This is a genomic window from Rhodococcus sp. 3258 (genome assembly GCF_031456475.1).
Taxonomy (GTDB): Bacteria; Actinomycetota; Actinomycetes; order Mycobacteriales; family Mycobacteriaceae; genus Rhodococcoides; species Rhodococcoides fascians.
Genome location: NZ_JAVDUT010000011.1, coordinates 83,267 through 96,508, shown reverse-complemented (window position 1 = coordinate 96,508; position 13,242 = coordinate 83,267). Strand labels below are relative to the sequence as shown.

At 65.3% G+C, this 13,242-nt stretch carries 9 protein-coding genes; 3 read left to right on the top strand and 6 right to left on the bottom strand.

Annotation, left to right across the window (positions count from 1 at the left end):
• Positions 1–371 precede the first annotated feature (371 nt).
• Positions 372–1,781 (bottom strand): plasmid pRiA4b ORF-3 family protein, encoded by a 1,410-nt coding sequence (locus tag J2X62_RS23735; protein WP_032364876.1) that lies wholly within the window; start codon positions 1,779–1,781, stop codon positions 372–374.
• 107 nt (positions 1,782–1,888) lie between these two features.
• Between J2X62_RS23735 and J2X62_RS23730 the strand changes: the two genes are divergently transcribed.
• Positions 1,889–2,776, top strand: a complete 888-nt coding sequence (locus J2X62_RS23730) for a LysR family transcriptional regulator (protein ID WP_032364898.1) — start codon at positions 1,889–1,891, stop codon at positions 2,774–2,776.
• Positions 2,777–2,831: 55 nt separating this feature from the next.
• Here the strand turns inward: J2X62_RS23730 and J2X62_RS23725 are convergent, their stop codons facing one another.
• The 5 genes from J2X62_RS23725 to J2X62_RS23705 form a co-directional block, all read right to left on the bottom strand.
• A complete protein-coding gene (locus J2X62_RS23725; RefSeq protein WP_032364877.1) occupies positions 2,832–3,530 on the bottom strand; it encodes an SDR family oxidoreductase in 699 nt (232 codons plus the stop codon).
• Positions 3,531–3,632: 102 nt separating this feature from the next.
• Entirely contained in the window at positions 3,633–4,181 is a 549-nt protein-coding gene (locus J2X62_RS23720; RefSeq protein ID WP_057472880.1) for an LpqN/LpqT family lipoprotein, read from the bottom strand.
• 170 nt (positions 4,182–4,351) lie between these two features.
• The gene (locus tag J2X62_RS23715) at positions 4,352–5,185 is read right to left on the bottom strand and encodes an HAD family hydrolase (RefSeq protein ID WP_222069191.1); all 834 of its coding nucleotides are present in this window, start codon (positions 5,183–5,185) and stop codon (positions 4,352–4,354) included.
• Between the two features lie 28 nt (positions 5,186–5,213).
• Entirely contained in the window at positions 5,214–6,431 is a 1,218-nt protein-coding gene (locus J2X62_RS23710; protein ID WP_032364879.1) for a metallophosphoesterase, read from the bottom strand.
• 101 nt (positions 6,432–6,532) lie between these two features.
• Positions 6,533–11,467, bottom strand: coding sequence for an AAA domain-containing protein (locus J2X62_RS23705; protein ID WP_310183806.1), 4,935 nt, complete (start codon positions 11,465–11,467; stop codon positions 6,533–6,535).
• Positions 11,468–11,683: 216 nt separating this feature from the next.
• On the opposite strand from J2X62_RS23705, the gene J2X62_RS23700 reads away from it, so the two are divergent.
• Positions 11,684–12,286, top strand: coding sequence for a dihydrofolate reductase family protein (locus J2X62_RS23700; RefSeq protein WP_310183804.1), 603 nt, complete (start codon positions 11,684–11,686; stop codon positions 12,284–12,286).
• Positions 12,287–12,300: 14 nt separating this feature from the next.
• A complete protein-coding gene (locus tag J2X62_RS23695) occupies positions 12,301–12,972 on the top strand; it encodes a TetR/AcrR family transcriptional regulator (protein WP_094694037.1) in 672 nt (223 codons plus the stop codon).
• Positions 12,973–13,242 lie beyond the last annotated feature (270 nt).

The following is a 13,242-nucleotide window of genomic DNA, read 5'->3' as shown; positions in this document are numbered from 1 at the left end:
AGCGGATGGCTGATACATCGAATGCTTTCACCAAATAAAATTCGGCACTGACATTCATCGACACACTGTTGAGTTCTCAAAGAACACGCACACACTCGAACCCCACGAACACACAATCCGTCGGCCTCAAGGGCAACTGTTCCAGCCTATCCCAGCTTGGTCTCGGACACAAGGCCCGACTCTTGGGGGATAAAACCTGCCGAGCCACACGTCCAACCTCGTTCACCCAGTCCGTGAAGACCGGGTCGGTGTCCGTCGCTCTGACTCGACAAAAGTTACGCCACCAACCCCACACACGCAAATCGGCAGGTCAGGGCGCTGGAGACGCGTCGAGCCGGCCGAGACGGCACCGAACGCCTCGGAATCGGCGGTCAACTGGACAAAGCGTCGCGCGCAAATCGACGGGACCAACTCGGTGAGTCCGATACGGCTTCCCGAAAGTAGAAGCTCGGGCCATGGGCACCGATGAGGTCGAGAAAGCTCATGGTCGTCTGAGCAGCGAACTTGGCGTCGAAAACACCGGAATCCTCACTGGCCCAGCCTAATTCCGAGACCGTCTCGATCAGCATCTCGTTACGGTGGGCTGCTGAGGCCGATGCGGCCAGGGAGATCAGGAACAGCGTCGCGGCATCGGTCTCGTACGTCTCCCTCCCCAGCGGAAGCCGCGAGGCCGCATGGCGCCACATGCCGATCGGGTCGTCTGCCAGTGATTCGCCGAGCTTCGTGCGCAGCAGCCGCCCCTTCGCGATGCGGGTCAACCCGAGGTGTCGGACCGCCTCGCGCAAGTCGGTGACCTGATGGTGGTCGATCTCGCGGCTGCTCGACCCAACCCACCCCAGACCCCAATCGAGCTCGTCGCGGATCGCTGCCACGAAAGCGGGCTTGAGGTAGCCGGCATCGGTGAGGACAGCGCCGCCGTCGCCGACTTTTCGGAGAAACCAGGTGAGCTTGGCCATCGCGATCTCGGCAACCGGCAGGTCCACCGAGCTCTCGACGGTGAGCTCGCACCGGGGCAGCAACGCCATCAGTGACGGCACGTGGGTGGGTCGTACTCGGTCGAACAGTCGCCCGATGGCCGGTGCGGCCGCCACAGCTTCGGCGAGCGTCGACCTACCGACATCTGCCGATTGCAGCACGCGGTTGACTGCATCGACCTCGAAACGGGCCGGGTCGAACGTCGGACCCCACTGGGAGAGAAGTTCGGAGTGTTCGGGGTCGGACGAGTCTGCCGCGATGTCCAGCGCCTGGGTATAGCGCGACGGACCGCCCGAGGACTCGGGAGGACACGCGCGGGCACCGTCGAGACAGATCGAACGAAGGTCGTCGATATCGGAGTCCTCGTGTTCCAGCTCGACTGTGTGGGTCCACCCGTCACCGAAATCGTATTCGTACGTCATGACGGATCCCGGGTTCGTCAACACCTCGTCGACGCGTACCCGCTCCTCACTGGAGGCGTCGTCGTCCGGTTCGTCGTCGAGGGTCTCCTGCATTTCGAACCGTCGGGTCGCCCCCGCGGTTCTGACACTGAATGCGTGCAGGTGTCGGTCTTCCCAGCCCACGGCGATCTGCAGTACCGAATGCAACTCCGACAACAACAGATCCGATCGCACGCGCACTCGTCGCCAGATCGACGGCCGCGTGTGATCGATACTCACCCTCAGCACCAGATTCGCCAGGCCACGCGCGGCACCCTCCGTTGCGCTGGGTTCGGCCGGCTCGTCGGCTTCGGGGATATCCGGCACCACCGACAGGTGCCGAACGCGGCCGGTTCTGATCGACATTCCTACGACCCTAGCCGGATCGGTGCAGCAGACCCAGGTGTCACGAAACACCGCCGCTCGATCCTGTCCGGGCGGTAGTGCAGAGCAGTATCGCCTACCCTCGTGCGGTGCCGACTCTGCGCGCCTTGGAATGCTTCGTTGCCGTCGTCGACTGCGGCTCGGTCACCGCGGCGTCGACCCGACTACACCTGTCTCAGCCGGCACTGTCACATCAGTTGGCCGCCTTGGAGAACGAGATCGGTACCCCACTACTGCAGCGACTCCCCCGTGGCGTCCGCCCCACCCCCACGGGCCTTGCCGTCCTCGATGACGCCAGGGCGGCGCTGGCGTCCGCCGAACGGGTCATCCGCACCGGCAGAGCCTGCGCGGAAGGCTCGGAAGGTCGCCTCCGGTTGGGCTGCGTCGAAACGATGACCGTTCCCGTACTGGCTCCCACACTTCGCACCTGGGCACGTAAATACCGCGACGTCGACATCGAATTGACCGAATACAGCAGCGCCGACGTGATGGCCGACGCCGTTGCGCGAGGCGATTGCGACGTGGCAGTGGGCCCCGAGTCGACGCGCTTCGTCGGGGAGGTGGTCAAGATCGGTACCGAGGACGTGGTCGCGGTGGTCCCCGAGGGCCTCGACCTAACCGACCGGCCCGACCTGTCGTGGGCCGATCTGCTCGATCGGCCCGTGGTGCACTACCACCCGACCAACGGGCTCGCCGCCTGGATCGACGCCGAGGCCGCATCGAGCGAGGTGGTTCTGACCGTTGCCACCCGCACTCGAAGTGCCAGCACAGCAGCACAACTCGCTCGGGCGGGGCTGGGCATCGCACTCGTCCCGAGTACAGCGCTGCCGCCGAGGTTCGACGGAGTCGTCAAACCGCTGCGCCCGCCACTTCGCCGGACGGTGGTGGCCATGATCGGCTCCCCTACCGACGCCCTGGTGCAACGGTTTCTCACCGACCTCGCTCGCCACGGCATGCCGAAAACACGCGGACTATGACGCCTGAGTGACGACATGGGTTCGACGAGCAACCCGGCTCCAGTGTTCGGCTCGTTCAGCTCAGACGCCCACCGCCGTCGACATGCAGTGTTGTGCCGGTGACGAAGGTGGCGGTGAGGGCGTACAGCACGGTGGCGACCACATCGGCCGGTCGACCGACGCGTCCGGCAGGATTCGCTCGCGCCGTCTCCTCGAAGAACGATTGCTTGCCGTCGCCCATGGCGTCCCATGCTCCGGAGTCCACGATTCCCGGCGACACGGCGTTCACTCGAATCGGTGCCAGTTCTACCGCCAAAGCCTCGACGAGAAACGACACGGCACCGTTAGTCGTGGACATGATCGACAGCCCTGGCGCCGGCTTCCATGCGGCAACCCCCGAAAAGAACAGCAGCGAGCCACCTTCGGAGATGTGCCCACCGAAATGCTTGGCCAACAGGATCGGCCCGATCACTTTTGCGTCGAACGCTTTTCGGATATCGGCGACGTCGAGCTCACCTATGGGTCCGTTGGCATGATCGGCGGCCAGACTCACGACGTGATCGATCGCTCCGACAGTTGCAGCAGCTGCGGCGATGGATTCCTCGTCGCTCAGATCCACAGTCAGGGCGCTGGCTCGATCACCCAGCGCAGACACAACCCGTTCCACGACATCCGGCCGACGCCCGGCGAGCACGACGCTTCCTCCGCTGTCGATGATCTCGGTAGCAACCGCCCTACCGATTCCCGACGCTCCGCCGATCACAAGTACTCGCATGGTGTTTCACCTTTCGCTCGAATGGTTCGTCACCAGTCAAACGAAAGCCTGCCGGTTCTACAATCGCGATAACGAGGCCCTGCCATAGAAAACCCGAATGAGTTATGCCGCGGGAAGCGTCAGTCCGTCGTTGATCGCAGAGACGTCGAACGCCAGCGCATCCAGCTGCGACTCGAGCGTCGTCACGGTCAACTGGACCAAGTACTGAGCTCCCTCGCCGACCACTGCGTAGCGCGTCGTCACCGCAGCCTCGAGCCCTTGGGCGACGTAGGTGCCCCGAATGAACCGTGACGGCCACCCGACCCACGACGCCGTACTCGCCTCCCGCTCGACCCACCCGGGCATCGCGCGCCCGTCACCGAAACCCAACGCCATCAACGCTTCCGGGTCGATGGAGCGAGAGAGCTTCCCGACCAGCAAGACAGCATTCGGCGCGAAACCGTTCTCCACCAGGTTCGGCTCGACCGTCACTTGGGTCGCACCGGGAAACTGTGCCGGATCGAGCGTCTGCCACCCCGCGGGAACCGGCACCGTGATGCCGAGATCGGCCGCCGCAGCGCCGTCCAGCGGCAACACCTGCAGTGCATGAGCGTCGAGATACTCGGCGATCGTGGTGGGTTCGGACGGTCGGGTCGTGGGAGAGTCGTTCACTGCAGGCCCTTCGTGGTGGTCGATTCGGCACGACCGAGGCTACCGGCGTCCGCCGAACCTACCTCGACGACTCCACACAGCAGGGCACTGTTGTTCGGAGACAACGCGATCCGTGATGTCGGACCCAGGTGGGTCGAGGGCCGGTCGACCGAGAACAGTATCGCGAACGACTACCGCTGCACTCGACGCTCGGTGAGTTCTTCGAGATAGCGAGCAACCGCATCGTCGTCGTGCGAATGCAGTACGCGATCGGCCACAGCGCGCACCGGCTCCGCAGCATTCGATGGGCACAGCGCGGTACCGGCCCACGCCAGCATGGGAAGGTCGTTGCGCGCATCTCCCACTGCTGCCACGTCGTCCTGAGCTACGCCCCACTGTTCGCACAACTCCGCCAGAGCAGTGGCCTTGGATACCCCGGCGGCGGACATCTCGATGTACGGTGCCCCGGAGTGCGTCAGCTCCACACCGACGAGACCTGCCTCGGCCACCAACGCGTACAATTCCTCGCTCGGCGTATCACTGTGTCGTGCAACAATTTTGACTGTCGGCTCGGCCGACAGACCGTCCTCCGACAGCTCCATCTCGTGCGGGTGGCGGTGATGGTCGGCGAAGACGCACAGCTCCGCGTATCGCGACTCGGCGACGAAACGAGTGGCTCCCACGGTTGCGAACGCCACGCCGGGAACCAGAGATCGAACAGCGGAGGTGACAGCCGCGACCGTCTCCGTCGGCACCGACCTGGTCGCGACGATGACCGGGCTGCCATCGGCAAGGTCCAGCACCACCGCACCGTTCGCTCCCACTGCCGTACCGGTGAACCCGCACGACGCCGCAAGCTCGGCGATGGAGTGCCGCGCCCGCGCCGTCGCCCACACCACCCGGATGCCTGCGGCTTCGGCAGCGGCCATCGCATCTGCCGTCCGCGCCGACACCGTTCGATCCGAACGAAGTAGCGTGCCGTCGAGATCGGTTGCGACTACCTGGATCTCTCCCGTGTGCCTCACCCGTCCGATACTGCCAGGTGCCGACGCGTCAGCCTGCCACCAACGTCAGGACCGAGATCTCACTCGGTGCGAACACCCGGAACGGCGGCCCCCAGAATCCCGACCCCCGACTGGTGTAGAGCTGCGTACGCGCTCCATGCCTGCTCAGTCCGTGCACCACCGGCTGGTCCAGTCGAACCAATGCCGCGAACGGCCAGATCTGACCGCCGTGGGTGTGGCCGGACACCTGCAGATCGACGCCCGCTCGGACGGCGTCGCCGATCTGTTTCGGCTGGTGGGCCAGCAGCAACACCGGGATCGACGGATCGGCCCCGGCCAGTGCCCCAGCCAGATCGGCACCGTGACCGGGGGCACCCGACCCTGCTGCCGTGGCGTCGTCCACACCGGCGATGACCAAGGCATCGTCACCTCGATGCAGCACGACATGACGATTGTGCAGCGCGTTCCACCCGATGCTCTGCATGTGGTCCAGCCACTCCTGCGCCTCACCGAAATACTCGTGATTCCCGGTGACGTAGACGCGGGCGGCGGACGCGCGCATCGATTCCAGCGGCGCAGCCTGTTGCCTGCGCGTGGACACGGAACCGTCGGCAATGTCGCCGACGTGCGCGAGCACGTCCGCTTCGAGCGCGTTGACGGCATCGGTCAGTCGCCTCGACCACACGGTTCGGTTCACCGGACCGAAGTGGGTGTCGGTGACCAGGACGACTCGCAGGCCGTCGAATCGGGCACCGAGCCGGGCGATGCTGATGCTCGTGTGCCGAACGCGCGGAGTGCGCATGGCCTCGTAATGGCCCCAGAGGGCAAGGCCGACGATCACTGTCACCGTCGCCGCCGCCGTGATTCGCGACCGCAATGGATCGTCGACACCGGCCGCCCACAGCCCGAGCCTGAGCAACAGTGAGAGCGCCGACCATACGAACGCGATCCAGGCGAGACCCAGCAGGACGTCGCCGAGACGCGCCCAGGCGTCCTTCCTGTCCCCCTCGATGCCGGGCCGGTGACCGAGATACATCGCGGTGGGCAAGGCGAGCGCGGCAGCGATCACCAGTGCCGCGCCGAGCAGCCGAACCAACGGCGGCCACTGCGCCCCCGCGAACAGCACGGTCCACATGGGCAGCCCGAACAGCACCGCACACAGGGCAACGACCGTGGCCGGGACCATGATTCTCCGACGAAGTGTTCGGCCGGGCCGTTCGGGCACCGCCCTGTCGGCGTGCAGCCCCTGCGTCTGTCGATCTGCCATCGGCGGAGACCCTCTTTGCTCGAACGTGCACGAATACCGCGAACCAGACTACGACGGTAACGAGCTGCACGCTGACGGGCCGCGACTCCCGCGGATTACACCTACGGGCTGCGGCGCGTGGTGTATCCCCGCAGTCCGTTGAGAGGCAGTTGGTGCTCGGCGACCACCTCGTCGACCGAGCTCTCGGACTCCTCGACGCCACCACTCGATTCGACTCCGTCGACCGCGCCCCGCACTTCTTCGGAGCTATCGACCGAATCGGATGCACCCGGTCCGTCCGAGTCCGCATCTGCGGCAGGCTCTTTCGGTGCTGTCGGGGGTGTGGACGCGCGCGGAGCTCCGGTCGCGTCGATCGTGCTCGAACCGTTCGCAGCACCGGTTCCGTTGGTCGACCCCGACCGTCTGGATGTGCCGGTTCCGTTCGTGGTGTCGGTGTCGGCGGTGTTGTCGGTAGGTATGTCGAGGCGAGGCATCGTCCACAGAGACAGCACCGAATCATGCCGAACGGGTGCGTTCGTTCGTGTCGCAGCCTCGAAAGCCCCGGAATCGTCGAACTGCGAGGACTCGAGCGGTACCGGTGTCCAGGTCTCCTCGGACGCCGTTCCGCCTTCCGCACCAACGGCACCGGGCTTGATTCCCAATCGCGCGAGGGTGAACCACAGACTGTCGAGAGCACCGTCACGATCGAGGTGGTACTCCGATTCCCGCACGCGCCAGAACGTCCACCCGCATCGCTTGAGTTCCTGCTCGCGTTGCAGATCCGCCGATCGTTGCGCGGGGGTGGTCGAGAACGAATCACCGTCGCATTCGACGGCGAGGCGAGAGGACTCCCCCGTGACGACGAGCGCGATACGCCGATTGTTCACTTCGACACCGGGATTGACGTGGAAGCCACGCTCGACGAGGTCGTTGAACAGCTGCTGTTCCAGCAGCGTCTCGAACGGGGCTTTCCTGATCTCGCGCGAGACGTTCTGGGGCATCGGATCGGCGGGAGCGGGTGAGACCGACGTGACGTAGGAGAGCAGAGAGTTACGCAGGTCTGCTCGTTTGAGGCGATCGACGGTGACCGAATGGAACAGCCACAACTGATCCTGCGCCCGCGACGCGGCCACGTTGAACCGACGCTTGTACTGGTTCGAGGTCAGGGTGGCGAAGTTCTGATCCGGTGCCACCACCATCGACAGGAACACGACGTTGCGCTCGTCGCCCTGGAAGTCCGGTGGCGTGCCCACTCGCAAGCGGCGTTGTTCCCACTGTTCGATGCCGATACGTTTGATCAGCTCGTTGCGAATCTCGTCGACCTGCGACTGCCCCTGCAGCACAACGACTCCGAAGGTCAGGTCGTCGTACGCGGCATCGGCGAGGCACTCGGATATCTGCTCCGCGATGGCAATGGCCTCGGTCCGGTTGACGAGCGAGGCGTTCTTTCCGGTGACCGTCGCCCCGCGAACGTACGTGTGCCGAAGCGGCGGCAGTCGATCGGAACCGAACTGCCGCACCGGCACCAGTGGCGAGTCTCCGTAGAACTGCTGACTCGACCAATTGATGATCTCCGGCATCGAACGGAAGTGCTCTCGTAGTCGCACCACCTGACCGAACCGGGTGCGCAGCATGGAGAACAGACTCGACCGCGGTGTCAGCGTCGCCCGCACGTGCTCCGGTAGATCCGGGAGATATACATCGAGGCGGTCGAACACGTCCTCGAGCGTGCCGGCCTGAGGGACATCGGCGGGCGCGCACTGCCGGTCGTCTCCCACCACGATCACCCGAGGAGCGAGGTACAGCAGGAACAGGCTCGTGATGTCGGCCTGGCTGGCCTCGTCGACGATGACGACGTCGAAGCTACCCGGCACCGGCGGAATCGACGCGAGCACCTGGGAGAGCGGCATGACCCAGGCGGGCACCGCGCTCTGTGCCTCTCGCATCGCCGATCGTGCTGCGCTGCGGTAGGTTTCGGCGTACTTGCCGGCACCCGAACCGATACTGGAAATGTGCTCGCGGTAAGTCTGCAGTGCGCGAACCTCGACGGCCGTCATCCGCTGCAGGCTGTTGAGCCAGGCACTCGCGGCAGCGAGACGCGTCGTGAGATAAGCGATGTCGACATCCGCGGCCGCCAACTCCGCTTCGAGTTGCTGCTCGAGACCCCCGTGGTGCTGCTCACCGACCCACTCGCGCGCGCGACGCCACGCCCACGCCTTGGACAGCTGCCAACTGAGCTCGTCCCATTCCGGATCTGCCGCGGTGTCCTTGACCAACTCGAACAGGGCCGGCGCGACTGCCGACAGTGTGGCCGACATCGACTCGAGCAGCAGCTGATTCTCCTGCTCCGCGCAGGCCTGAGCGTAGGCGGAGACCGCGCCCGCCAATTCTGCAGGATCGGCAGCGCCGAGGGCCGTCACCAGATTCAGACCTTCGGGCGACGGTCCCGCATCGATACGAGTGGCCACCGCGAACTGCAGAGCGTCCAGCTCGGCGCGGGCGATGTCGATGTCGACGCGCGCGGAGATGGCCGCAGCGGCTCCGGCTATCTCCTGAGCTTCGGCGAGGCTTCGAATCCACGGCGCAGCAGGCGACACCGTGTAGAGGCGGTGTACCAGTGCGTCACGAGCGGCAACCACGGCCGCTACGGAACGGAGTCGATCGGCGATCTGCGCAACGGTGTTGACGCGAATCGATCGCGGGCCGTCGAGCGGGACGACGATCGCCAGGTCGGCCAGCAACACCGCCGCCGTCTGCACGGTGTCGAGAGCCCGAATATGTTCCGCGACAAGCCGAGCGGCCATCGCACTCGTCGCCGGTTGCCCGTCGACGGTGGCGACGATGCCGAGAGCTTCGACGGTCTTCTGCTCCTCGCTACGCCGAAACCGCGGCTTCCATTCGATTCCCGATTCCAGCGCAGCTGCGAGCGCATCCATAGCCTGCAGAGTCGCAGCAGACGTGGACGAGCACTGCACGTCGTGCGCGCCGATGTACCGGTCGGACGCTGCGGCAGTGGCAACGAGGTCGTCGATTCCGCTGACCCGCGACCACAGGTGAGACGCTTCGCCGGACAGCACCGAGTCGGTCACCCGCGCATACGTGGCATCGAGCTCCGCGACCACTCGCACGCGAGCCGCCAATTCCTCGCAGAGAGAACGGATGTCGGACGAGACCGCAGGTTCGACGCCGCCCAGCAACGTGATCAGGTCGGCAGCCAGCGGCGGGACGGCGTCTATCTGCGTATGCACACGCCGGCACAGCGCTGCGAGTTCGGCCGAATTCGGCAGCATCGTTTCGGGACGCGGCAGCACCTGGCGCGATCGTTGCTCGCGGGCACCGTCGGAGGTCGCAATCAGCGCTCGGAGTTGGTCGACCTGGGCACCGTCGAACGGTGGCCGGTCGGCGAGCAACGGCCCGGGCAGCCACTCGTGGGCGCCTTCGGCTGCTTTGACCTTACGTACGATCGACGCCACCGTGCCGTCGTACCCATCCGAAACATATTCGTGCACAACGGTTTCGGATTCACGAAGGGCGCTGACACGGTTCAGCAGTTCCGTCCGACGAGCGAGCGCGGCCGCGCGGCGGGTGGTGAGCGCGTCGATCTTCTGCTGCTCACTGGCTTCGTCGAACGAGGTCTTACGCTCGGCGATCTTGGCGACGCTGCGATTCAACTCGTCCGAACCACCACGGGAGAGGTCGGTGATCGAGACGCAGAGCTCCTGCAACTCGGGCGGCAGCTTGTCGCGCAGGACTCGCAAAGCTTGTGACTTTTCACTAGTGACCAGAACCCGCTGACCTCGCGCCAGCAGCCCGGACATCAGGTTCGCGATGGTGTGGGTCTTCCCCGTCCCGGGCGGCCCTTCGACGACCACACCGCTGTCGCGTCCGAGTCGTTCGATGATCTGCGACTGCTCGGCATTGGCCGGCAGCGGAAACAGAGGATCTTCGGCCAGCGCCGCCGACGCGCCGGCTCCGGTCCGTTCGAGCCATGCCATCCGATCGGCCGGCTCGATCGCGTCGACCAGTTGCGCGAGGCCCAGCGGAACCGGTGAGTCGGCGGCGTCGAGATCGGCGATCATCTGCTCGTAGTACTCGACCAGCGCGAACGAGTCGCGGGTTCGGAGCACGAGTGCGGGTGAGACCGTCAGCGTTCGATCGTCGTCGATGTACGCGAGAGCTCCCGGGGGCCCGAGGCGATCGAGCACCTCGATCTCGTGACGGGGAACTCGCGTCGCCCATTCACGCAAGAATTCTTCGACGCCCTCACCGAGGGGCGAGTCGACGTTGCCGTGCAGCTTCTCGGCGAGAGCCACCGAGCCGGAGGTATCGAAGTCCTTCGATCCGGTGAGCAGCTGGCCGTCCTCGAGACGCGGGGTACTACCGGCGACCAGTCGAACCAACAGGTCGCCGGTCCGCACATCACGTTCGATTCCGGCCGACTGGGTGAGGAGGTGAGTACGCACGCTGCGCTGGGGGTCGGGGTTGCTCGACGTCAGCAGACCCGACGCCACCACCAGTTCGATCGACTCGGGGCGCGAGGCGAGCTCTTGCATCATCAGTTGCAATGCCTGGTACAGCGCTGCCTTGGGCCGCCGGTCTCGATCTTCCTGAGCCCACTGCTTCCGGGACTCCGAGTACTGCTCGAAAGCCTTCTTGATCTCGTAGGCCTTGCGAATATCGAAATCGGCGTCGGACTCCTGCGCCTCGCCGCGACGACGTGATGCCGCCGTCGACGCGTCGGCGAGCTCGATCTCGCGGTAGCGACTGTCACCGACGACCTGGGGATCGAGCCAACCCGTCAGAAGCGCCGGTGGCTCGGGCGGGTCGTCGACGGCAATGCGCGGCGCCCGAAGTACGACCCCGCCCTGGCCGGCCTTCGGGTCGAGACGAACCGGAATCTCACTGGAGTACAGCCACTCGACCTGGACATGATCGTCGAACCTCAGCACCGGATTCGACCGCGCCTCGACTATCTCGCGCAGGAAGCGCAACAGGCGCGCAACCCTGCTCTTGAGCTCGTCGTCGTATTCACGACCGGTAGCCGCTGCAGCCGTCACAGTTTCCCCACAAATGCTCGAATGGCCGTCCCGCCAGGGGACAGTGCTTACGCACCCGCGTCACAGTAGCCGTTGAAAAGCAGTTGTTCACCGGGGTCCGAGCACACAGAATGCGTTCTAGTGTTCGGTCACAAAGACCGACTCGGTTGCTTGGAACAACAACAGAAAACGCGGCCCGTCCGGACACGCGCCGCCCGCCGATCGCAGGAGCGTCGCATGCGCAAGCTGGTCTATTACATCGCCGTCACACTCGACGGATTCATCGCCGCGCCCGACGGCACCTACGACTGCTTCGCGACCGAGGGTGATCACCTCGAGGCCATCGTGACCGAGCTGCCCGAGACGCTGCCGGTGCACGTCCGCGCCGCACTCGGCATCGATGCCCCGCCGGCGCGGTTCGACACCGTGGTGATGGGCCGGGCGACCCTGCAACCCGCACTCGACATCGGCATCACCAGCCCGTACCCCCATCTGCGGCAGTACGTGCTCTCCCACACGTTGCCTGCCGCGACGGACGCGACCGAGCCGATCGTCGGCCGGAACCCGATCGACCTGGTTCGAGAACTCAAAGCCGAGGACAGCGGCGCCGACGTGTGGCTCTGTGGCGGCGGCCACCTCGCGGGGCAGCTCGTCGACGAGATGGACGAGCTGTTTCTCAAGGTCTATCCCGTCGTGCTCGGCCGGGGAATCGGGCTGTTCGCGCCCGAGACCGGACCCGAGCCGCCGATCGCACGACGGTTCGAGCATCTGCACTCACGCCAGTTCGACAGCGGCGTGCGGTTCACCCGGCTGGTTCGCCCCGACGGCGGTGAGCGATGACGTATAAAGACTGAATGCCTGCCGCACCGGTGTCCGAAGGGGAACAGCCGACTCGCCGGCCGACGACCCAGCGCGGACTACGGACCCGATCCACACTGGTGGCAGCCGCCCGACGCGTGTTCGAGGACAGCGGCTACCTCGACTCCCGGCTGATCGACATCACCAGAGCCGCGCACTGCTCGGCTGGGACCTTCTACACGTATTTCACCAGCAAGGAAGAGATTCTGGCCGCGGTGCTCGAACAGGCCAGGGACGACATGCTGCACCCCGGCACGGAACGGGTGGACCCGCACGACGATCCCGCTGCCGTGATCGCAGCCAGCAATCGGGCGTACTTCGAGGCATATCGGCGCAACGCCAAGCTGATGGCACTGCTCGAGCAGGTCTCCAACATCGATCCCGACTTTCGCCGCCTGCGCCGCGAACGCGCCGACGCGTTCGTTCGACGCAATGCACGCAGTATCGAGAGCCTGCAGAAACGCGGCGTGGCGGATACCGACCTCGATCCCCTGCTCGCCTCCCGCGCATTGTCGTCGATGATCAGTCGTCTCGCGTTCAACCACTTCGTCGTCGACGCCGAGGACGGCAATCCCGACGCCGACTACGAGGCGCTGCTCGCCACTGCGACGAGGCTGTGGGTCAACGCGTTGCGGATACCGGACAAGAGCGTCGGACACACCGGATGAACGCCTCCTCGGCAACCTGCTGCTCGTCCGAAACCGCCTTCGTCGACCTGTACCCGTCGGTAATGTACTCGCCGGTAGCCAGAGATGGTGAGGAATCACGAATTATGCGTCCCGACAACGCTACTCGTGAGTACGAATCCGATGTGAGGCAGAGCAAAGAAAATGTCCAGTACGGAATGTGTTGTCACAGAATTGAATTGGCTCGTTCGTGATCAATCACACTCACCCCGAACGCCGTTGGCACGGCACAGGGTCCGGTTGCCGCTAGAA

Coding starts and splice junctions, on each gene's coding strand:
- J2X62_RS23735 (WP_032364876.1), bottom strand. CDS start 1,781: ATGTCGATCAGAACCGGCCGCGTTCGGCACCTGTCGGTGGTGCCGGAT.
- J2X62_RS23725 (WP_032364877.1), bottom strand. CDS start 3,530: ATGCGAGTACTTGTGATCGGCGGAGCGTCGGGAATCGGTAGGGCGGTT.
- J2X62_RS23710 (WP_032364879.1), bottom strand. CDS start 6,431: ATGGCAGATCGACAGACGCAGGGGCTGCACGCCGACAGGGCGGTGCCC.
- J2X62_RS23700 (WP_310183804.1), top strand. CDS start 11,684: ATGCGCAAGCTGGTCTATTACATCGCCGTCACACTCGACGGATTCATC.
- J2X62_RS23695 (WP_094694037.1), top strand. CDS start 12,301: ATGCCTGCCGCACCGGTGTCCGAAGGGGAACAGCCGACTCGCCGGCCG.